This is a genomic window from Butyrivibrio fibrisolvens, from assembly GCF_037113525.1.
Lineage (GTDB): Bacteria > Bacillota > Clostridia > Lachnospirales > Lachnospiraceae > Butyrivibrio > Butyrivibrio fibrisolvens.
In genome coordinates, this window is sequence record NZ_CP146963.1 from 3787903 (window position 1) to 3810212 (window position 22310).

Annotated in this window: 20 protein-coding genes and 1 riboswitch; of the genes, 10 read left to right on the forward strand and 10 right to left on the reverse strand. The window is 40.3% G+C overall.

Going from position 1 to position 22310, the window contains the following annotated elements; all coding sequences use genetic code 11:
• Positions 1–105: 105 nt before the first annotated feature.
• A complete protein-coding gene (locus WAA20_RS15920) occupies positions 106–981 on the forward strand; it encodes a TraX family protein (protein ID WP_073388990.1) in 876 nt (291 codons plus the stop codon).
• A gap of 352 nt (positions 982–1333) precedes the next feature.
• Here WAA20_RS15920 and WAA20_RS15925 read toward each other — a convergent pair whose 3' ends face one another.
• On the reverse strand, positions 1334–2785 hold the full coding sequence (locus WAA20_RS15925) for a TrkH family potassium uptake protein (protein ID WP_330393660.1): 1452 nt from the start codon (positions 2783–2785) through the stop codon (positions 1334–1336).
• An 86-nt stretch (positions 2786–2871) separates the two neighbouring features.
• On the reverse strand, positions 2872–4236 hold the full coding sequence (gene trkA, locus WAA20_RS15930; protein ID WP_073388993.1) for a Trk system potassium transporter TrkA: 1365 nt from the start codon (positions 4234–4236) through the stop codon (positions 2872–2874).
• Between the two features lie 296 nt (positions 4237–4532).
• Between trkA and WAA20_RS15935 the strand changes: the two genes are divergently transcribed.
• The 4 genes from WAA20_RS15935 to bilS are packed head-to-tail and all read left to right on the forward strand — an operon-like array spanning position 4533 to position 7073.
• Positions 4533–4925, forward strand: a complete 393-nt coding sequence (locus WAA20_RS15935; RefSeq protein ID WP_073389023.1) for a hypothetical protein — start codon at positions 4533–4535, stop codon at positions 4923–4925.
• Complete coding sequence (locus WAA20_RS15940) at positions 4897–5805, forward strand: DUF5685 family protein (RefSeq protein ID WP_338801510.1); 909 nt, start codon at positions 4897–4899, stop codon at positions 5803–5805. The genes WAA20_RS15935 and WAA20_RS15940 overlap by 29 nt, the downstream gene beginning before the upstream one ends.
• Positions 5806–5834: 29 nt before the next feature.
• Positions 5835–6533: a J domain-containing protein gene (locus WAA20_RS15945; protein ID WP_073388996.1), complete on the forward strand. Its 699-nt coding sequence runs from the start codon at positions 5835–5837 to the stop codon at positions 6531–6533.
• 18 nt (positions 6534–6551) lie between these two features.
• Complete coding sequence (gene bilS / locus WAA20_RS15950) at positions 6552–7073, forward strand: flavodoxin family protein BilS (RefSeq protein WP_073388997.1); 522 nt, start codon at positions 6552–6554, stop codon at positions 7071–7073.
• 132 nt (positions 7074–7205) lie between these two features.
• On the opposite strand, the gene WAA20_RS15955 is transcribed toward bilS, so the two are convergent.
• The 3 genes from WAA20_RS15955 to WAA20_RS15965 all read right to left on the reverse strand — a co-directional run bounded on the left by WAA20_RS15955 (position 7206) and on the right by WAA20_RS15965 (position 12193).
• Positions 7206–9266, reverse strand: coding sequence for a beta-galactosidase (locus tag WAA20_RS15955; protein WP_073388999.1), 2061 nt, complete (start codon positions 9264–9266; stop codon positions 7206–7208).
• Between the two features lie 163 nt (positions 9267–9429).
• A complete protein-coding gene (gene thrS / locus WAA20_RS15960; RefSeq protein WP_242951206.1) occupies positions 9430–11268 on the reverse strand; it encodes a threonine--tRNA ligase in 1839 nt (612 codons plus the stop codon).
• A gap of 418 nt (positions 11269–11686) precedes the next feature.
• Positions 11687–12193 carry an SEC-C metal-binding domain-containing protein gene (locus tag WAA20_RS15965; RefSeq protein WP_073389002.1) on the reverse strand — a complete coding sequence of 169 codons (507 nt, stop codon included), beginning with the start codon at positions 12191–12193 and terminating at the stop codon, positions 11687–11689.
• 232 nt (positions 12194–12425) lie between these two features.
• Between WAA20_RS15965 and WAA20_RS15970 the strand changes: the two genes are divergently transcribed.
• The gene (locus tag WAA20_RS15970; protein ID WP_073389003.1) at positions 12426–13220 is read left to right on the forward strand and encodes a M23 family metallopeptidase; all 795 of its coding nucleotides are present in this window, start codon (positions 12426–12428) and stop codon (positions 13218–13220) included.
• A gap of 38 nt (positions 13221–13258) precedes the next feature.
• Positions 13259–13699 carry a polymer-forming cytoskeletal protein gene (locus WAA20_RS15975; protein ID WP_073389005.1) on the forward strand — a complete coding sequence of 147 codons (441 nt, stop codon included), beginning with the start codon at positions 13259–13261 and terminating at the stop codon, positions 13697–13699.
• Positions 13700–13867: 168 nt separating this feature from the next.
• Here WAA20_RS15975 and WAA20_RS15980 read toward each other — a convergent pair whose 3' ends face one another.
• Positions 13868–14152, reverse strand: coding sequence for a YerC/YecD family TrpR-related protein (locus tag WAA20_RS15980; RefSeq protein ID WP_073389006.1), 285 nt, complete (start codon positions 14150–14152; stop codon positions 13868–13870).
• Positions 14153–14433: 281 nt separating this feature from the next.
• On the opposite strand from WAA20_RS15980, the gene WAA20_RS15985 reads away from it, so the two are divergent.
• Positions 14434–14634, forward strand: coding sequence for a cold-shock protein (locus WAA20_RS15985; RefSeq protein ID WP_022755461.1), 201 nt, complete (start codon positions 14434–14436; stop codon positions 14632–14634).
• Between the two features lie 151 nt (positions 14635–14785).
• Here the strand turns inward: WAA20_RS15985 and hisA are convergent, their stop codons facing one another.
• The 3 genes from hisA to dapA all read right to left on the reverse strand — a co-directional run bounded on the left by hisA (position 14786) and on the right by dapA (position 17325).
• The gene (hisA, locus tag WAA20_RS15990) at positions 14786–15559 is read right to left on the reverse strand and encodes a phosphoribosylformimino-5-aminoimidazole carboxamide ribotide isomerase (protein ID WP_073389008.1); all 774 of its coding nucleotides are present in this window, start codon (positions 15557–15559) and stop codon (positions 14786–14788) included.
• A gap of 14 nt (positions 15560–15573) precedes the next feature.
• Positions 15574–16335: a 4-hydroxy-tetrahydrodipicolinate reductase gene (gene dapB / locus WAA20_RS15995; RefSeq protein WP_073389009.1), complete on the reverse strand. Its 762-nt coding sequence runs from the start codon at positions 16333–16335 to the stop codon at positions 15574–15576.
• A gap of 105 nt (positions 16336–16440) precedes the next feature.
• A complete protein-coding gene (gene dapA / locus WAA20_RS16000) occupies positions 16441–17325 on the reverse strand; it encodes a 4-hydroxy-tetrahydrodipicolinate synthase (protein ID WP_073389011.1) in 885 nt (294 codons plus the stop codon).
• Between the two features lie 116 nt (positions 17326–17441).
• Positions 17442–17618: riboswitch (Lysine riboswitch) on the reverse strand.
• Positions 17619–17800: 182 nt separating this feature from the next.
• On the opposite strand from dapA, the gene WAA20_RS16005 reads away from it, so the two are divergent.
• Complete coding sequence (locus tag WAA20_RS16005) at positions 17801–18991, forward strand: polysaccharide pyruvyl transferase family protein (RefSeq protein WP_073389013.1); 1191 nt, start codon at positions 17801–17803, stop codon at positions 18989–18991.
• 355 nt (positions 18992–19346) lie between these two features.
• Positions 19347–21182, forward strand: coding sequence for a translational GTPase TypA (typA, locus tag WAA20_RS16010; protein ID WP_073389015.1), 1836 nt, complete (start codon positions 19347–19349; stop codon positions 21180–21182).
• 145 nt (positions 21183–21327) lie between these two features.
• Here the strand turns inward: typA and WAA20_RS16015 are convergent, their stop codons facing one another.
• Positions 21328–21972 carry a YigZ family protein gene (locus WAA20_RS16015; protein ID WP_073389016.1) on the reverse strand — a complete coding sequence of 215 codons (645 nt, stop codon included), beginning with the start codon at positions 21970–21972 and terminating at the stop codon, positions 21328–21330.
• Positions 21973–22310: the final 338 nt, after the last annotated feature.

Consider the following 22310-nt stretch of genomic DNA (forward strand, 5'->3'; position numbering starts at 1 on the left):
TTGAACGTAAATACCCAAAACATGCAGTAAATACATGTTTCTATTTCAAGTTTACAAAAACATATATTTGTGACATTCCATTTTTGTTTTAAAGGGGAGAATAATATGAATACCAACACTACAACAATTCCAAATAGAAAATATTTCGGTTTCCTATCCGGTTCATTTTTAAAAGTATTCGCCATCGTGATCATGTTTATAGATCACTTTGCTGCAGGATTTATATATCCCGCAATAGTTTCCGGGGATATGGGAAGATGGCTTCTTGATTTTGATATACAAGCATCTCCCTTAGAAATTTATGATCATTTTTATCTGATACTAAGAGGCATCGGACGCTTTGCATTCCCGATATTCTGTTATCTTCTGGTTGAAGGCTACCTTCATACAAGAAGTAAAAAAAGATACGCCATAACCCTCTCTATCTTTGGCTTTATATCAGAAATCCCATTCGACATAGCACTTATCGCCCGAAAGAACTATGACACTCTTAACCTTATAGAAATCTACCAAAACAGCGACAAAGACCTCTGGGAGTACCAAAACGTGTACTTCACCCTTGCACTCGGCGTTTTAGGAATGTGGGCAGCTGATACTATTCTTAAAAAGCTCAGAGAACACAACATCGTATTAGCCTACGCTGCCTCCATACTCCCCTTTGCAATAGCCGCACTGGCAGCCTATTACATGAAAACCGACTATTCACACTACGGAATCTGCGTTATAGCAATCCTATACTATTTCCATAACATAAGACCCATAGCCACCCTCCTCGCCTACCTCTTCATGGCCTTCACCATGTCAACAGCCTTAACCGGAGGCATGGAAGAATGGTCATTCCCAGCATTCATACTGATGAACTTATATAACGGACAGCGCGGTTTCATCAAGAAAAACTTTAAATACTTTTTCTATATATTCTATCCCGCTCACCTGATCCTGATATTCTTCCTAAGGTATTTCATACTCACGCGCGGTTAATTTACAGAATCATCCTATTGCTTTTCAAACTTGGCATAAGAAAGCTTCTATAACGCGATGATTCCAGCGGTTGGCAGTTAATAAATGATTTGGTCGTCTTTGAAAAATATATAACGACATAGAAATGCATTCATGCATTTCTAAACATGTCGGGGTTACATCCTGTAACCCAATTCAAGAGCATAGTAAATGGAGATTTATATTCTGCTCAGGGTCCGCATGCCCCCGCGAAGCGAGTTTCGGACCCTAGAATATAAATCTCCATTTAGTGTGCCTTGAATTTTATATATTTTTCATGACGACCAAATCATTTATTAACTGCCAACCGCAGGAATCCCCCCACTATAACGACTCACTTATGCCAAGTTTTCCTGTAGAAGAGAATCAGTACCGGCATCAGTTCAAGTCTTCCTGCGAGCATGTCGAAGATAAGCACTACCTTGGATGCCCATGAGAAGTCATGGAAGCCGCCTGTAGGTCCTACCATGTTAAGACCAGGACCCACGTTATTGAGGGTTGCCGCAACTGCCGTGATATTAGTCTCAAAATCAAACACTTCAAAATCGATCACATTAAATGATTCAAAGAAAGCAACAAGTAAAAATGAAGTAAGGAATGTAATGGTATAGATAGCAAGATAAGCATTAGTTCCTTTTACTGTTGTATCTTCCACAACGTGATCATCCATATAAACTTTCTGAACACTCTTTGGATGAAGAGTCTTGATTACTTCGTTCTTGGCATTTCTTATAAGGATAATAATTCTTGAAAACTTAAATCCACCACCGGTAGATCCCGCACAAGCACCAATACAGGTAAGAAGGAATATAAGCGTCCTTGAAAACTGCGGCCATACATTAAAGTCCAAAGTAGCAAAACCTGTAGTTGTCATAATAGAAGCTACTGTAAACATCGAATGATGAAATGCCTCTCCAAATGAAGCGATAACACCATTTTGAACAACGTTTAAAGCTATAAGAATGGATGATGCAAACATGATAATAAAGTACCAGCGCATCTCATCAATATGCCATGCCTCTTTGAACTTCCTGGTAAGAAGGAAATAGTAAACACTGAAGTTTACACCGCAAAGAGCCATAAATATGGTTATCACAACCTGCGTAGCATAAGAATATTCCAGAATACTGGTTCCAAGAAGGCCAAATCCTCCTGTTCCAACTGTAGAAAATGTAAGAGTCATAGACTCATACACAGAAAGGCCTGTTATCTTAAGGCATACCATTTCAGTAAGTGTTATGGCTATATAAATGCTATACAGGATCTTGGCTGTATCTTTAACCCTGGGAGCATACTTACCAACTGAAGGGCCCGGGCTTTCTGCCTTCATAAGGTGCATGGAATAACCTCCAGCCATAGGAAGTATCGCAAGCATGAATACAAGGATTCCCATACCGCCTACCCAGTGAGTAAAGCATCTCCAGAACTGAACACCTCTATGAAACTCTGTAAGACCGTCAATCTCTGTAAGGATTGTCGCTCCTGTTGTTGTAAATCCGGATACGGTTTCAAATACAGCATCCAGATAGTTGGGGATAGTTCCTGTAACAGTAAAGGGAACTGCACCTATAAGTGAAAGAATTATCCATGCAAGAGCTGTTGTAACAAAACCTTCTCTTGCATAAAAAGTTCTATTTTCAGGTTTTTTGAGATAACCAAAGAAAAAACCGGATGCAAGACATATCAGTGCAATAGAAGCAAAGATGATCGCATCCTTCCATTCGCCGTATATAAGGCAGACAAGAGTTGGTACTGCAAGAAGTGCTGCCATAAATTCGACCAGCATAAATAAAATGTATCTTATTATAGAAAAGTTCATGGTCTAAGGCGCCCTTTTGCAGGGCGCTCCTCCTATTTCCAGCTTAATGATTCTTATTTTTCAGCAAGAATATCTTCTATTTCATCAAATCCGGTGCAGGTTGTAATAATGATTACAGAATCACCTTCCTGAATCTGGCTCTGACCTGTAGGAAGTGTTATCTCACCATGATGATTAATGCAGGCAATAAGTGTACCTTTCTTCAGTGGAAGCTCATGAAGCGGGATTCCAATGACAGGGCTGCCTGCAGGAATGATAAACTCAAGTGCTTCAACCTTATCGTCATCCATCTTGTAAAGGGACTCAAGCTGCTGAGATCCCATTGAATTAGTCATTCCTCTGACATACTGAACGATCTTATCAGCTGTGATGCTACGAGGGTTAAGTACACTACCAACATCAAGTGTTCCTATGAGCTCGTTGTAGCCTGCTCTGTGAACTCTGATAATACGCTTAGCCTTAGAAACAGTTGCTGTATATAAGGAAAGCATGATATTTTCTTCATCAACACCTGTAAGTACAACGAAAGACTCGGCTCCGATAAGTCCTTCTTCCAATAGTTCCTGTCTGTCAGTACCATCAGCATGTATTATAAGAGCTTCCGGCAAAAGAGATGCAAGTTCATCGCATCGTTCTGCGTTTGATTCAAATATTTTTACATTGATACCAAAAGCTATGAGCTGCTGGGCAAGGTAATAGCAGGTCTGTCCTCCACCTACGATAATAGTGGACTTGACTCCGACTGTAGGAAGATTGTTCTTTTTAAAGAATGCAAGCATCTTCCTTGGTGTACCGATAACGGATATTTCATCCTTGGCTCTTACGATAAAAGATCCGTTAGGGATAAATACCTCTTCGCCTCTTCTGACAATACCAATAAGTACAGGAAGTTTAAGTTCCTGGGCAATGTCTTTGATGGATTTGTCACAAAGCTTGGAATTCTCAGAAACTGTGATTCTGATAAGCTCTGCTCTTCCCTTGGCAAAAGTATCTATTTTATTGGCTGAAGGGAATTTAAGAAGCTTAGCTGCTTCATTGGCACAGGCTTCTTCAGGATTTATGACCATTGAAAGACCAAGTTCTTCTTTTATGAAGTCGATCTCTCTTGCATAAACAGGATTACGTACTCTTGCTATAGTATGACAATGTCCTGTTTTTCTGGCTATAAGACAGCAAAGAAGGTTGATCTCATCAGAATCAGTCACTGCTATCATCAGATCTGCAGACTCAATTCCTGCGTCCTTTAAGATAGAGTAGCTGGCTCCGTTACCAACTATTCCCATTACATCGTAGTTGTTAACTACGTTCTGAATAACGTCACTGTCTTCTTCTATAACTGTGATGTTGTGATTTTCCTTGCTTAGCTGTTCGATAAGTGAACGTCCAACATTACCACAGCCTACGATTACGATCTGCATTGATTATCAGTGCTCCCTGTATAAATTGTTTTTTTAGCAGTGTTTACTATTTTTTTATATTTATTTATTCTTGCATCATTGTATTTTATACATATGAATTATAGAATTTGTTATAGAAACCAGAAATAAACATCTGCGTTTTCTTTGGTACTAAGACAGCTTGATCTTTTTTTACATAAAAAGCTATCATTTGACCCATACGTCATTATAGTACCAGACGGGTACATCTGCAAATAAGAGAAAGGTGTTAAACTTAAATGCGTTTTAGGGATTATATAATTAAATTCAATAATTTTATGTATACTCATATGCAGGGTAGATATATTACATATGGATACGATGCTCTTTCCAAGTTTTTACTTGGTCTTACTTTTATTCTGATGTTTGTAAACATCATTGCAAGAAGCAGTATTATAGGCTATATAATAATTGCACTTATTATCTACAGCTATTATCGGCTTCTTTCCAAAAATATTCCACAAAGATATAAGGAAAATGAGCAGTACATCCGCATAAGAAACCGCGTTGTAGGTTTTTTCAAGAACTTCAGATACAATTTTGATCAGGCAAGACACTACCATATCTACAGATGTCCTTCCTGCAGCCAGAAGATCCGTATCCCTCGTGGCAAGGGCAACATAATGGTAAGATGTCCGAAATGTGGTACTGAGTTCAGAAAAAGAGCTTGAGAGGGCTATAATGTTCGGTTACATTACTATCAATAAACCAGAAATAAAATTCAAGGAATTTGATATATATCATGCATACTACTGCGGATTTTGCCGTATCCTTAAGAAAAATTACGGCCTTTCCGGACAGGCTACCCTGACTTATGATCTGACTTTTCTGATCATGCTTCTATCAGGTCTCTATGAACCTGAGGAAAAGATCGATCAGACACACTGCGTAGTTCACCCTATAGTCAAGCAGTCAACAAGGATCAATAAATTCACGGAATACGCAGCAGATATGAATGTCCTTCTTGCCTATTACAAATGCAGGGACGACTGGGATGACGAAAAAAAAGTCTCAAAACTTTTATACTCAAAGCTTCTCCTTGGTGCTGTTCATAAGGCAGAAAAGAAATATCCTGAAAAAGCAGCATTTATAAAATCCGGTCTTCGCCGCATAAACGAATGCGAAGAATCTGGTGAACAGAACGTTGATAAGATCTCAGGTCTTTTCGGAGAGATATTTGCCGAGATTTTCTGTTATCAGGAAGATGACTGGGCGTCTGCACTTAGACGGATAGGTTTTTTCCTTGGAAAATTCATATATATACTTGACGCCTGCGATGATATAGAGAAAGATATGAAGAAGGGCACTTACAATCCCTTTAAAGAAATATGGCAGAAAAATCCGGAAGGGTTCGATACTTATTGTTCCGAGCTTCTGACAATGATGATTTCAGAATGCTGCAAGGCTTTTGAGATGCTTCCTATTGTTGAAAATGTTACTATCCTTCGTAACATTCTGTATTCCGGCGTTTGGGTCAAGTATGAGATAATTCATGGTACAAGGTCCAAAAAGCTTTCTAAAAACAGCGAGACGCACGAAGAAAATGTGTAAGTTAGCGCAGTCAGGAGATTACGATAATAATGTCTGATCCGTATAAGGTATTGGGAATATCAAGAGACGCAAGTGATGATGAGGTCAAAAAGGCCTACAGGAATATGTCCAGAAAATATCATCCCGATGCTAATGTTAATAACCCACATAAAGATAAAGCTGAAGAAATGTTCAAGCTTGTCCAGCAGGCATATCAGCAGATAATGAGAGAGAGATCCGGTGACTATTCACAGTCAGGATCTTCAGGCAGATATGGTTCCGGCTACGGCGGTTTTGGCGGTTTCGGAGACTTTGGTGATTTTGGATTTGGTGGTTTTTATAATCAAAGAAGCGCAGGTGAAGATGACGAGGATTCCATCCACCTTCGTGCAGCGGTCAATTATATACAGGGCCGCCATTTTAGAGAAGCTCTTAACGTACTTGATACTATTAAGAACAGATCAGCCATGTGGTATTACTACAGCGCTGTTGCCAACAATGGCGTAGGTAATAATGCAACTGCTCTGCAGCATGCCCAGATGGCAGCACAGATGGAGCCGGGCAACCGTAATTATCAGGAACTTGTTCAGATCTTAAGTTCCGGCGGAAGCTGGTATATGCAGCAAAGCTCTTCTTACGGATATCCTTTTGCTGGAAGCGTGGACTGTTCAAGGCTATGCATGACTATGATCCTTTGCAATGTCTGCTGCGGCGGTGGTGGCTGCTTTGTTCCATTTTTCTGCATCTGATAAAAAGGAAGTTTTCATATGCTAAAATATCTTGTTGCTTATGCAAGCGAAACAGGCAATACCAAAAAGATTGCCGAAGAAATATATAATGCGATCCCTGATTCAAGAAAAGAGATCATTAATATCCGCTCTTTTGCAGGTCTTCATGAAGCTGAGAATTACTTTATCGGCTTCTGGGCTAACTGCGGAACATGTTCTATGGAAATAATCGATCTTCTTTCTTCTCTTCACGGCAAGAACGTTGCCATATTCGGAACCTGCGGCCTTGGCAATACTGATGCTTACTACAAAAAGCTTGAGTTTGCCGCAACTACATGGCTTCCAAATGATAACAAAGTTCTTGGATCATATTTTTGCCAGGGACGTATGCCCGTAGAATTCAGGCAAAAGTATGAAGCCTGCCGAGGTAAGTGTTCTGACGAGCAGCTGCAGATCGTAATCGATGCCTATGATAAGGCAAAGGCTCATCCTGACAGGCAGGACCTTTTAAGAGCACATGTTTTCGCATCTGATATTATTAAGAAGATTGATTCTATATAAACACTAATTATAATAACAATCCTATGTGATATTAAAAAAGACAATGCCGTTTAACTATCTAAACGCATTGTCTTTTTTGATTTACTTATTTTAGATATTTTTTCTTAGATTCGCTCATTCTTAGAAATAAAATTAAATTTCAAACACTGCGACACCGTATGCCGGAAGCTTATATGTTCCGTGTACGCTACCACCATTTAATACATCAAGCATCTCTTCTTTTATATCAAGTGAAGCTTCTGACTTGTCATAATTAAGTACAAACAGCCAGGTATAAGTTCCATCGGTTCTTACTGCCAGCTCGCACTCTTCAGGAAGGTCAAGATACTGTTCATAAGGATTACTTACACCAAGCATCTTAAGAAGGCCAGCTGCCGTATCTTCCGGGAAGGTACTTCCAAAGCAGTAAACTCTGCCTTCTCCATAAACATTTTTAACAAGCGCCGGTTCATCTTTGATATAGGTGCTGTCATATACTCCCTTAACCTGCGCCGTTTCAGATGTCACTTCAAACTGATCAAAGAATCCCTGTGCATGCATCCTGAATTTCTGCCCATTATCTCCGGGCTTTATAACATAAATATTCTCTTCATCGGGAGCTTCAGGCGTAAATTCAGTAACAACGCAGCCTGCCATCTGCTTAAATACTCCGGGAAGGTCATCCATAGTAATGTGGCCTTCGGAAGTTTTAAGACCTGCCCTGCATCCAAGAAGAAGCCTTCCACCATTTTTAACATATCTTTCAAGTATCATGGCTTCCATCTGCGTTACTACAACTGCATGAGGGAAGATCAGAAGGTCATACTTTCCAAGGTCTTCAGCAGATGTTTCAGGTCCAAGGAAAACGTAGTCAAGAGGAGTATGACTTCTTGTTGCAGCTGCATATATGCCCTTTTGACTGATATCTTCAAGCATCTTATGCCAGTTGTCGCACTGGGCATCCCACTCATTATCCCAGGTCTTAATTACTGCAACTTTGGCTGCATATCTACTGCCACAGATCCTTGATAGCTTTTTAACTTCACTGCAAACCTGTTCAACTTCTCTTTTCCTGCGATTATCACGGTTTGAATAGTCAAGTATTCCGTGCCAGTATATCTCTGTTCCGACTGTAGCAGTTCTCCATCTAAAATATGAAACATACTCAGCACCATGTGCTATAGACTGCATAGTCCAAAGTCTTATCTGTCCGGGCCTTGGAGTAGGCATTCTCATTCTTGTGGTCCAGCCGCCTGCTCCTGACTGCTGTTCCATTATGCCAAATGGTTCTGAGATGCTTCTTACTTCTGATAAGTTCTTGCTCCAGTTACGGTCAAGAAGGTCTCTTGCGCCTCTTGTCTCATAATATTCATCAAAAGCAAAATCCGGATAAGAATCATATGTAAAGAAATCAAGAGATTCTTTGTTCATGGAATGGTTGTCCAGATTGAACATTCCATTAGTAGTGATAAAATCACCTTCCTTAAGGTACTTGCGGATTATATCACTTTGAAGCTTTATATAGCTTCTGGCGGAGTCTGATACGAATCTTCTGTAGTCCAGATTCTGATGAGGATTTCCTACGTTATGATTAGTCTGCCTTGGAATATGTACTTCGACAAAAGAGGAATAGGTCTGATTCCAGAATCTGGTTCCCCATGCTGCGTTAAGTGCATCAAGACTTTCATATTTATTCTGAACCCAGTTTCTGAAAGCAAGATCATCGCTTTCAGAATAAAACTCATCTGTCTCGCAATTGATCTCATTATCTATCTGCCATCCAATGATGCTGGGGTGTGAACCAAAATGAGAAGCCAGATGCTCTGTTATGAGCTCTGTCTTTTGTCTGAAAACTATATTATTGTGATTGACATGACATCTTTCGCCATGATAGATAAGACTTCCGTCTCTTTTTGCATTTAATACTTCCGGGTACTTCTCAGTAAGCCATGCTGGAGGCGTAGCTGTAGGTGTACAGAAGATAACTTTCATTTCTATGCGGCTGCAAAGATCAAGAAACTCATCCCAGAAATCATAGACATAGGTTCCTTCAACAGGCTCTGTCAGATTCCAGGAGAATTCTCCAACCCTGATAACTTCAATTCCTGTTCTCTTCATCCTTTCAAGATCATCTTGCCACATGGTTTCAGGCCAGTGTTCAGGATAGTAACAGGTGCCAATAGTAATCTTTTTCCCATCTAGTAATGTATTCATTAAAGTTCCCCCTATAATCCATCATTGCCACGCAGAAAAATATAAATGTTTGAATCACATATATCTTAGAAATATTGTCAGATCACTTTTTAATTATACCTTGTGCCTGCCAAGCGCACAATAAAAGGCATACAGGATAACCTGCATGCCTTTGGTTTAAATATTATTCTTCATCAAGAGACTGGATGAGCTCAAGTGATCTTTCAAGATTCATCTTGTTGCACATCTCAACAAACTTCTTGAAAGGAACATTCTGGATCTGCTTATTGGAACCGCGAACATTGATTGAAACTGTTCCTTCTGCGGCTTCCTTGTCACCGATAACAAGAATGTATGGATCTTTGTAGTTCTTGAACTTCTTGATCTTCTCTTTCATGTTGCTGTCGCTTGTATCAAGCTCAACACGAACATGGTTAGCTGTAAGCTCATTAGCGATCTTCTCAGCATACTCATTGTGCTCTTCTCTGATAGGAACGATACCTACCTGATAAGGTGAGAGCCAGAATGGATATGCACCTTTGAAGTGCTCTGTGATGATACCAATGAAACGCTCAAGTGAACCATAGATTGCTCTGTGAACAACTACAGGCTGCTTCATCTGACCATCTTTGTCCTGGTATGTAAGCTCGAAGTTGTGAGGAAGCTGGAAGTCGAGCTGCATTGTACCACACTGCCACTCACGTCCAAGTGCATCCTTGATCTGAAGGTCGATCTTAGGACCATAGAAAGCACCATCACCTTCGTTGATCTCGTATCCGCCTTCGCCATACTTGTCATCGAGGATTTCCTTAAGAGCTGCTTCAGCTTTGTTCCAAACTTCGATATCACCCATGAAATCATCAGGTCTTGTTGAGAACTCAGCGCGGTATGTAATACCGAATGTGCCATAGATCTCATCAGCGATGTTCATAACATCGTTGATCTCAGACTTGATCTGCTCTTCTGTTACGAATGTATGATCATCATCCTGACGGAATTCCTGAACTCTGAAGAGTCCGTTCATCTGTCCAGACTTCTCTTTACGGTGAAGAACATCATACTCACTGTAACGGATAGGAAGCTCTTTATAAGAGTGGTTAGTTCTCTTATAAGCCATCATAGCGTTAGGGCAGTTCATAGGCTTAGCTGCCATTGTATCTTCTGCTTCAAGTGAGAAGCGAGCTGCTGTCTCATCGCTTGAGATAGTATCTTCTGCCTTAGTTCCATCTGTAATACCAGGAACCATGAACATGTTATTAACATAGTGAGCCCAGTGGCCTGAAATAAGCCAGAGCTTTTTGTTGTTGATTAAAGGAGCGGAGATTTCTGTGTATCCGTGCTTGTCCTGGATCTCTCTTGAGAACTTGAGGAGTTCCTGATACATTCTCCATCCTCTTGGAAGCCAGTAAGCCATACCAGGAGCTGTCTCATTGAACATGAACAGGTCAAGGTCCTTACCGATCTTCTTGTGGTCACGCTCCATAGCTTCCTTGATCATTGCAAGGTGAGCCTTGAGCTGGTTCTTATCAGGGAATGCATAGATATAAACTCTCTGCATGTGATCGCGCTTCTCATCGCCTCTCCAGTAAGCTGCTGATACAGACTTAACCTGATATGAGCAGTTCATAAGTTCCTGAGAGTTAGCAACGTGAGGTCCGCGGCAAAGGTCTACATAATCTTCACCTGTATAGTAAACTGTGATAGTCTCATCTTCAGGAAGTTCCTGAATAAGCTCTGTCTTGAACTTCTGATCCTTGAACATTTCAAGAGCTTCTTCCTTGGATACTTCTTTTCTTGTCCAGTCTTCTCTTCTCTTGATGATCTCGCGCATCTTGTCTTCGATAGTCTTAAAGTCATCAGGGCTTATAGACTTGTCGATAACGAAATCATAGTATGCACCATCATCGATCTGTGGTCCGATTGCATACTGAACGTTTTCTTTGCCATAAATTTCGATTACGGCTTTTGCAAGAATGTGTGCCAGTGAATGACGATAAACTTGCAGGAATTCTTCTTTTTCCATTTTAATTCTCCTTTTCTGCACTTTTTGTGCTCATGGGTGCAAAAGGCTTATTGCTTAGTTTAGAATCCGAAAAACGGACCTAAAAAAGCCCCTTGCACTACAGTAATGTAATGCAAAGGGCGTAATTAACGCGGTTCCACCTTGCTTTATCCTTAGGAAAAAAACTTCTTCCAAAAGGATATCTCATTGGATTATAACGGAATCACCGTGCCGGATTGGGGCCTCTCAGAGTTAGTTTTCGGTCAGCTTCCTTCCAGACACTCACAGCACAGGATAAACCCGGTGTCATTCTCTGAGGAATTTCACTGCTTACTCTTCTCGTCAACGATTTAAAAATATAGAAATGATATATCTATATTTAGGTTTTTATGATTATATGCCCTTTACAGATATTTGTAAAGGCATAGTCATCAGCTTATTAAGCGTTCTTGCCGTGGCACTTCTTGTACTTCTTACCACTTCCGCATGGACATGGATCGTTAGGATAGATCTTAGGAGCGTTGTGAACTGTACGTGAGTTCTTCTGCTCTTTGTAAAGCTCTTTGCGCTTATCTTCATCGAAGATCTCGTTCCATTCAGGAAGGTTATAGAGCCAGTCAGCTTCAGCAGCTACCATGTTCTTGTAAAGGAGCTCTTTGTCGAAACCAAGGCTTACAACTGTATCCTCTTCCATGTTCTCGATATCATTAGCAACTTTAAGGCTTTCATCGATACCATCAAGGAAGCCTGTCATTGTCATAATATCAACGCCATATTTATCAGCAAGTTCCTTAACTGTTCCCTTTACTTCTTCATCAGGATTCTTAAGAAGCTCTGCATAAATATCTTTTTCTTTTCCGAAATATTCTGTCCATAATCTCTGGAGATCACCCTTGTTGGCTGTCTCTGAATAAGCCATGTCTCTCCATTTTTTAAGTAATGCCATATCTGTAACCTGCTTTCTTATATAATCTTTGCCAGGGGGAGATACTCTCCCACATTAAGGCTTTTCTAATAATACTCTATTCAAATAAAAAATTCAACAGCTTAACAATCTGCCCAAAAATCATCTATGTTTTTATGACATTGTTACATAAATATTAACGCTTTGTTGCTATTAAACCTGGCGTGTGCTAGAATACGTACTTGAGGTCCTTAAAGGTGGAGGTTAATGATTGATGGGTAAAGAACTACAACCGCGTAAGCACCGCCATAAAAGACACTATACATTCATGATCATTTCTGGTGATTCTGACAGGAAAAGTAAACAGATTCACTTGGGGCATGTGGCTACACAGGTGCTTGCTTTTTCTCTATTTGCAATACTGGTTGCAATCGTATGCTATGTCGCATATATTACGCTACGCTTTAAAAATCTACAATCCTCGAATTCTGCTATGCAGACAAGCATGCAGGCAGTTATCGACCAGCAGAATGCACAGATAAGCGAACTTTCTTCACAGAATTCCAGTCTTATGTCTGCTAATTCAGAACTTCAGGCTAACTACGAACAGGTTAGTAAAGCCCTTAATATAATGGTAGATGATGAAGAAGCCAAGGAAGCAGCCAAGATCGAAGCAGCTCTTCCAAAAGGATTCCCGCTTTCAAGCCAGGCTTCCTATGAAGCTCGTCTTGATGATCCTTCTTCAGATTCCAAAGATAACGCCAAAGAAGGCGATAACATTCTTGTGTTTAATGCAAGCGGCAGTTCACATGTAGTTGCTTCAGGAGCAGGAACAGTCCTTACTATCACATCTGATTCCAAATACGGAAAATGTATCACTATAGATCATGGTAATGGTTATAAGAGTATCTATCGTGTTTCCGGTACTGTACTTGTTGAAGAAGGCGACAGTGTAAGCAGAGGTTCAGCTCTTTTCCTTGTTGGGGATAAAGGAGCAGTTCTCGGCTATCAGATAAAATATAATGATGAATTTGTTAATCCGGAAGATATGCTCGAGATTAACGGCTAAATCTATTATCAAGATTAATGTGAAGGGAGAACATAGATATGTTCAACAGCAGCAAACAAAAGACACCCCCAATCAGTACATATGAGGATGAAGCTCAAAAGGTTGTAACTCTTATCGGTGCAGGCGCAACTTGTGATGGAGCTTTCAGTGCTCGTGATACTACCCGTATTGACGGAACAATAAATGGTCCTGTTCATATCGAGGGAAGTCTCATTGTCGGTCAGAGCGGTAAGGTTAACGGCGATGTTACAGCCCAGAATGTATTCCTTGCAGGCGAGATCACCGGTAATATTGATTGCAATTCCGGAAAGCTTGAAGTAAGCGACAGCGGTAAGCTTGTTGGCGACGTTACAACAAAGAGCATCGTAATCGATGAAAACGCCATCTTCCAGGGCAGATGTACAATGACTACAGATATCAACTCTGCAACACAGGCCAAGGAAAGAGCTGCTGCAACAGTTGAATCAGATAACAAATGAATGATGTAACAACATAGAGCATGACTATTGGAATAAAGTGACAAAAGTCACTGATTTCCTAAAATCAAAAAGAAGACCCTCGCGGTCTTCTTTTTGATTTGGAACATATATATTTCCCTATCGCTACCATCTGATACCGACCAGGGTAAGTTTTGAAATCAGAAAAACTTACTGAAGTCTTTCAAATACCATTTCATATCCGTCATCACCATAGTTAAGTGATCTGTTAACACGGCTGATAGTCGCTGTAGAAGCTCCGGTCTTTTCAGCAATCTCAAGATAGGTCTTCTTATCACGAAGCATTGATGCAACTTCAAATCTCTGCGAAAGAGATAAAAGCTCATTTACTGTGCACAGATCCTCAAAAAAGCTGTAGCACTCTTCCTTATTCTGCAGACAAAGAACCGCTTCAAATAAATGGTCCACTGAATCTGTATGTATTTTCTTATTCATGTTTTGATAATCCTCCAATTTGATTAACTTGTTTTTAATATGCTTTATTCCTTGAACATTTTATCATAGTAAAGTTGTGAAGTAAAGTACAGACCTTTATTCATTAAATACTTTATTATTTTGTTATAATTTTCTAAAAAGATGCAAAAAATCATCTTTACTTTTGTTGATATTTGTGATAACCTAGATTTGTTGTTTGAGTAGGTATGTTGGCTATAGACTTTATACAAACATCAGACAGCGTAGTGATTACTTTTTTATTATCCAGTGGAGGTATTACAATGAACAAAGGTACAGTTAAGTGGTTCAACAATCAGAAAGGCTATGGTTTCATCTCTGATGAAGCTGGTAACGATGTATTCGTACACTATTCAGGACTCAACATGGAAGGCTTCAAGTCTCTCGACGAAGGTGCTTCTGTAGAGTATGATGTAATCCAGGGCGAAAAAGGACCTCAGGCAGTAAACGTAAACAAGCTTTGATATTTAAATAATATCGAAGACATCCCATCTATAGTACGGATGTAAGCTTTTGTGTAAGGTCCGCCTTAACTATAAAGCAAAGATTTATTTTACTCCAACAATTAACCGGGGCAGCGAGGCTGCTCCGGTTTTGTATTATATACCTTCCTGGCTATTTACAAGCATCTATCACATCTTTTATACTCAGGCATCCGCCAAAAATATCCAGTGCAGAACCAACTGTAACATCTACTTTCGCTCTTCCTATTTCCCTAAGCTTTTTAATATCCGAAATGCTGTGGACACCACCTGCATATGTCACAGGTATCTTAGCCCAGTTTCCCAGTAAAGTAGCGACATTTTCTTCTATTCCGCCTTGCTTTCCCTCCACGTCTGCTGCATGGATCAGGAACTCATCGCAAGAGTCTGAAAGATCATCAAGCGTTTCAATAGAAAGCTTCGTATCTGTCATCTTCTGCCATCTGTCAGTAACTATATAATAGTCATCACCTTTTTTCTTACAGGAAAGATCAAGAACAAGATGCTCTTTTCCTACTGTTTTCTTCAGTATTTCAAGTTTATCTCTGTCGATCCTGCCATCTTTAAATACATAGGATGTGACTATTACGTGTGAAGCTCCTGCATCCAGAAAAGCTTTGGCATTATCAGGGTTTATCCCTCCACCTATCTGAAGCATGCCGGGATGAGCACAAAGGGCAAGCTTAGCCTGCCTGAGGCTCTCATCATAATACTTACTACCTGCAGGATTCAGGATAATAACATGGCCACCTTTAAGGCCAAGAGTACAATATAAATCCGAATAGTAGGTTCCGTCAAGCTCTGAAATAAAATTATCGGTAGATTCATCCTGACTGTCCCTTAGGCTTGAGCCTACTATCTGTTTAACTTTTCCATTATGAATATCAATACAGGGTCTGAATATCAAGATTACACCTCCGCTTATTTAAGGCCGAGTGCATCTGACATATCATACATTCCTGCAGGTTTTCCTGAAAGGAACTTGGCAGCTTCTACTGCTCCCTTACCAAAAATAGCTCTTGAATATGCTCTGTGTGAGAATGTTATAACTTCGTCAGTTCCTGCAAAGATAACGTCGTGGTCACCAACTATTGTGCCGCCTCTCACTGCGCTTATTCCGATTTCCTTTTCAGGTCTTTTCTCGCGTCTTGCTGAACGGTCATATACAAACTCGTAGTCTCCGCCTGCTGCATCGTTTATAACTTCTGCAAGAGACATAGCTGTTCCGCTCGGTGCATCAAGTTTTTGATTATGGTGCTTCTCTACGATCTCCATGTCAAAGCCTGATCCTGCAAGAGCCTTAGCTGCCTCTTTAAGGACCTTCATAAGGACATTAACGCCAACTGACATGTTAGCTGATTTAAGGATAGCGATCTTTTTAGATGCCACGTTAACATGTGCAAGCTGGTCATCAGAAAGACCTGTTGTGCACAGTACTACAGGAAGATTTTTGTCTGCGCATACATCTAACAGTTCATCGACTCCTGATGCGTTAGAAAAATCTATTACTACGTCAGCTTCAACATTTACATCAGCAATACTATTAAATGTCGGGAAAGAATAATTGTTCTCTCCAAACTTATCTACACCTGCAACGATACTGATATCATTATCAGCTTCTGCAATATCTACAATTACGTGTCCCATGCGGCCATTGCAGCCGTTCATTATTGCCTTTACCATTTATATTATTCCTCCACTAATACTAAACATTTGTTATTATTGTAAAAATATAGTGAAAGACATATTCGCTACTATTCATTCGCTATATGCTTTCACTATTATCTATCAGATAAGACCAAAGTCCTGCATAGCTTTCTTGAGCTGCTGTGCATGCTCAGGGCTAACTTCTGTAAGAGGAAGGCGAAGTGGACCTGCTTCAAAGCCAAGGAACTCGATAGCTTTTTTTACAGGAATAGGATTAACTTCTGCAAAAAGAGCCTTAATGAGCGGGATAGCTTTGAGCTGGATATCTGCAGCACCGGCAAAATCACCCTTAAGAGCAAGTTCGCACATCTTGTGAGTCTGCTTTGGAGCTACGTTAGAAAGAACGGAGATAACACCGATTCCGCCAAGTGACATGATCGGAACTACCTGATCATCATTACCGGAATAAAGGTCTATAGCGCCATCTGTAAGGTGCATCATCTCTGCAGTCTGAGACAGATTACCAGCTGCATCCTTGATTCCTACGATATTATCCTTCTCTCTGACAAGCTTTGCTGCTGTTGCAGGAAGGATATTGCAACCTGTACGGCTTGGTACGTTGTACATGATAACAGGGATCTTGATAGCATCAGCAACTGCGCCAAAGTGTGCTACGAGTCCGTCCTGTGTAGCCTTGTTGTAATAAGGTGTTACTGAAAGAACAGCGTCAGCGCCATACTCTTCTGCTTCCTTAGAAAGCTCAACCGCTGTCTGAGTACAATTAGAACCTGTACCTGCAATGACAGGTATACGATGGTTAACCTTGTCTATACAGAACTTAACAACATCCATGTGTTCCTTTTCACTCATTGTTGCAGCTTCACCGGTAGTACCGCATACGATGATCGCATCTGTATCATTTGCGATCTGGTACTCGATAAGACGTGCAAACTCATCATAATTAACTGATCCATCCTGATTAAATGGTGTTGCAATAGCAACTCCTGCTCCCTTAAATACTGCCATAGTGCCTCCTTAAATAATTCTCTTGCCAGGTCCACGCTCTACTTGCCCGGCTAATCTACACAAAAGGGTGAGCGCCCTTTGTGCGCTCACCCTACAATCTTCCAAAATTATTGGGATTATCGGATAGCGCCCCATCATTACTGATGACAGTCATACACCTGTTAGATGTATGCCCAAGAATCCGGAATGCAGCTGCTTCCGAACCTTTCGGCGCATTTTCCTTTCCATTCTCTTCAAGTACCGCTGCAGCATCCAAGAATGTACTAATAAAACACGCAACCTCTATCTCTGAACAGCTACATCATAGCACCGGCAATTTTTGGTGTCAACCAAAACGCATGATTTACCAAGTATATCGCAAGCATTATACCGATCAGTTTTTATGCTTTATAACAACCACACCTTGTCTATGCTATAATGTTCTATGACTTGAACCAAATTAAGAAAGGATTGTCGATAATAGCGACATATACTTATGAATAATAAAGTTACTTTATACATGCATTCAGGAAGTGGCAACCATGGCTGCGAAGCAATCGTAAGATCTCTTACAGAACTTCTTCACAGTCAGGACCCTACTATCACACCTGACGTAATGACAAATGACAGAGCCGAGGACCTTCTATATGTTCCTGAAGACATATGCCATTTTGTTGAAGAAAAGCATATGGCAAGAAATGTCATAAATCATACTCTTTACTATGTCTACAGAAAGTTAACAGGAGACAAAGAGTCTTTTCTCAGATACAGATTCAAACCCATGTACAAGAACCCTCCAAAGGTAGGCGTATCTATCGGAGGCGATACCTACTGCTACGATTACATGGTGGAAGAGATCATGCTTACTAACAGCATGCTCCATAAGCTTGGCACTAAAACTATCCTTCTTGGCTGCAGCGTTGAACCTGACCTTGTAAAAAGAAGTGACGTAGCAGCTGATATGAAGCTGTATGACAAGATCCTCGCAAGAGAAAGCATTACTTATAATGCCCTTTTGGATGCAGGCGTATCTAAAGAAAGGCTTGAACTTGCTCCGGATCCTGCTTTTACACTTGATACAAAGTTTCTCCCTCTTCCGGAAGGATGGCAGGAAGGAAAGACTATAGGACTTAACTTAAGTCCTCTTATTGGAATGTACGCTGAAGATAAGGACATTGCACTTAAGTGTTATGAAGATCTTATCAGACACATTTTAGATACTACTGATAATACTGTTGCCCTTATACCTCACGTTGTCTGGGATAGAAGTAACGACAACATTCCTCTTACAAGCCTTTATGAGAAGTTCAAGGACACAGGCCGGGTTCTTCTTATTAAAGATCATAATGCCCCTGAGCTTAAGGGCTATATAGCAAGATGCAGACTCTTTATAGGAGCAAGAACTCATGCAACTATTGCCGCATACTCATCCTGTGTACCAACTCTAGTTATCGGTTATTCGGTTAAGGCAAGAGGAATTGCCAAAGATCTCTTTGGAACTGAGGAAAAATATGTGCTACCAGTTCAGGACCTAAAGTCAAGTAAGCAGCTTATAGAAGGCTATGAATGGCTTAATGAACATGCTGATGAAATTACCGGGAAGCTGAAAGAAGCGATTCCTGAGTATATTGTTAAGGCAAAACGTAATGGTAGCGCTGTTATTGAACTTCTTAACAGCAAGTCCTAACTTTGAAATCTATGTTGTAAGTCGCAATCTTTTTAATAATAATCAGTTTTTATATTGTTTCTTCAAAAAATCCGCACTCGTTGCGGATTTTTGATTTGTAACACACTCTTGCTTCTTAATATCATCAGGCTTCTCTATAACAATATACGTAATTTTGACTAATTAATTCTTGTTTTATGTTAATAGTTGGTGTATATTTTACATCGATTTATAAATGTTTTTTTGATATCATTGTTGCATCGCGTGTTTTATAGTGCTAAAATGTGTTGGTTTTGAAATAACAGATTAAGAAGTTACTATATGAATAGGATTCCGGCAAAGATCCGGAACCCGTAGTTTTTTAAGGAGTACCAGAATGATACAGACAAGAGATGACATTAGAAACGTTGCCATTATCGCTCACGTTGACCATGGTAAAACAACACTTGTTGATGCCCTGCTTCACCAGAGCGGAATTTTCCGTGACAACCAGGAAGTAGCAGAAAGAGTCATGGACTCAAATGATATCGAGCGTGAGCGTGGTATCACAATCATGTCCAAGAATACAGCTATTTCATACAATAACGTTAAGATCAACATCATCGACACACCAGGCCACGCTGATTTCGGTGGTGAGGTTGAGCGTGTACTTAAGATGGTTAATGGCGTAGTACTTGTTGTAGATGCTTTTGAAGGTCCTATGCCTCAGACTAAGTTCGTTCTTCGTAAAGCAATGGAGCTCGGACTTCCTGTTGTAGTATGTATCAACAAGATCGACCGTCCTGAAGCTCGTCCTAACGATGTAATCGACGAAGTACTTGAGCTTCTTATGGATCTTGGTGCTAACGATGAGCAGCTTGACTGTCCTTTCGTATTTGCATCTGCTAAGGCTGGTGTTGCTTCCAAGTCACTTGATGATCAGGGAACAGACATGAAGCCTCTTCTTGATACAATTGTTGAGTATATTCCTGCACCAACAGGAGATCCTGAAGCTAATACCCAGGTTCTTATCTCAACTATCGACTACAGCGAATATGTAGGTCGTATCGGTGTAGGTAAGGTTGATAACGGTAAGGTTAAAGTTAATGATGAAGTTGTTATCGTTAACCACCATGAGCCTGACAGACTTATAAAGACTAAGGTCAGCAAGCTCTATGAGTTTGATGGTCTTAACAAAGTAGAAGTTACAGAAGCTGGAATCGGTTCTATCGTAGCTATTTCCGGTATCAGTGATATGAAGATCGGTGATACACTTTGCGCACCTGAGAATCCTGTTGCTATTCCTTTCCAGAAGATCTCAGAGCCTACTATCAGCATGAACTTCATCGTTAACGACTCTCCTCTTGCTGGTCAGGAAGGTAAGTTCGTTACATCACGTCAGATCAGAGACCGTCTCTACAAAGAGCTTAATACTGACGTATCACTCAGAGTTGAAGATACAGAATCTACAGATACTCTTAAAGTTTCGGGACGTGGTGAGCTTCACCTTTCAGTTCTTATCGAGAACATGCGTCGTGAAGGCTATGAGTTCGCTGTATCAAAGGCTGAAGTTATCTACAAGACAGATGAAAATGGCAAGAAACTCGAGCCTATGGAAAAATGTTATGTAGATGTTCCTGAAGAATTCTCAGGTACTGTAATCTCAAGACTTTCAGAGCGTAAAGGTGAACTTGTAAACATGGGTACAACTAACGGCGGATACAGCCGTCTTGAGTTCAACATTCCTTCACGTGGTCTCATCGGTTACAGAAACGACTTCATGACAGATACAAAGGGTAACGGTATCATGAATACTGAGTTCTCCGGATATGCACCATTCAAGGGAGAGATTTCATATCGTAAGCAGGGTTCACTTATCGCTTTCGAGACAGGTGAAGCTGTTACTTATGGTCTTTTCAATGCACAGGAGCGTGGTACTCTCTTTGTTAAGCCAGGTGATAAGGTTTACTCAGGTATGGTAATCGGTTCAAGTGGTAAGAGCGAAGATATCGAAGTTAACGTATGTAAGACAAAGCATCTGTCTAACACACGTACATCATCATCTGATGAAGCTCTTCGTCTTGTTCCACCTAAGGTTATGTCTCTTGAGGAAGCTATCGAGTTCATCGATACAGACGAGCTTCTTGAAGTAACACCAGAAACACTTCGTGTTCGTAAGAGAATCCTTGATCCTACAATGCGTAAGAGAGCAGGATTTAAAAATAAAAAATAATGGTACATAGAAGTTGCATAGGAGTTTTTTCAAAACTCCGCAATTCTGAACATGTACTTAATTACATCCTGTAATCGATACATAGAATCAGAAAAGCCAGCGACGATTGATGTCGCTGGCTTATATTATTTGCACTATTTTGTGTTTATATAGGGAAAAAGCCCTTTTCTCCTTCTACTATTACTGCTCTTGCACTTGTGATCTCAGTGATCTTGGTCTTGACACTTTCCACATCCCCTGCACTTACGATTATGTCATAGCTAACATCTGCGCCATATACAGGATTATTAAGTGGTATTTCCATCTGGCCGAAGGTGTGCTGGATCTTGTCTACCATATCATAGCCGATGCTAAAGGTTATCTTCTGCCCATATGTCATTACCGCTGTCTTGGATGCTGCGATCGCTGCCTGGGAAGCCTGGGTATAGGCTCTTACAAGTCCGCCTGTTCCAAGAAGTGTACCTCCAAAATACCTTGTAACTATGATAAGTGTATTGGTAAGCTCTGCTCCCTGAAGGACTTCAAGTATTGGTTTTCCTGCAGTTCCTGAAGGCTCACCGTTATCTGAAAAGCGCTGTACTTCACTTCCTGAGCCAAGAATATAGGCATAGCAGTTGTGACGGGCATCCCAATATTTCTTTTCCACAGATTTAATGATTTCTTCTGCTTCCTGAGCACTTTCAATCGGAAAAGCCTGTCCTATAAAGCGGGATTTTTTAATTTCGATCTCGTCGTTTCCGCCTTCAACTATGATTTTATATGATCTGTCATTTTCGTTAATTTTTTCCATAAAAATATAGTAAACGAACCTGAAGTGATAAAACAAGGTTAAAATACAATAATATTATCTTTTTATACGTACTCTTTATGATTTTTTCCTATAAAAAATGTAATAATCGTGTTTTTATGATTCAGAGTCACGAAAACACATGACTTTTTGTCACTTCGTTCCAAAAGTCATGTAAATAGGCCAATTGAGAACACCTTCGGTGCCTAGCCTATTTACCTACCGATTCACTTTCTTACGAAATCCGCAGTAAATGCGGATTTCTGATTCAAAGTTGCGAAAACATATCATAAATTGTTAACTTTGAGCTTACCTTCTTTATTCGAGCGCCCATTTTTGCT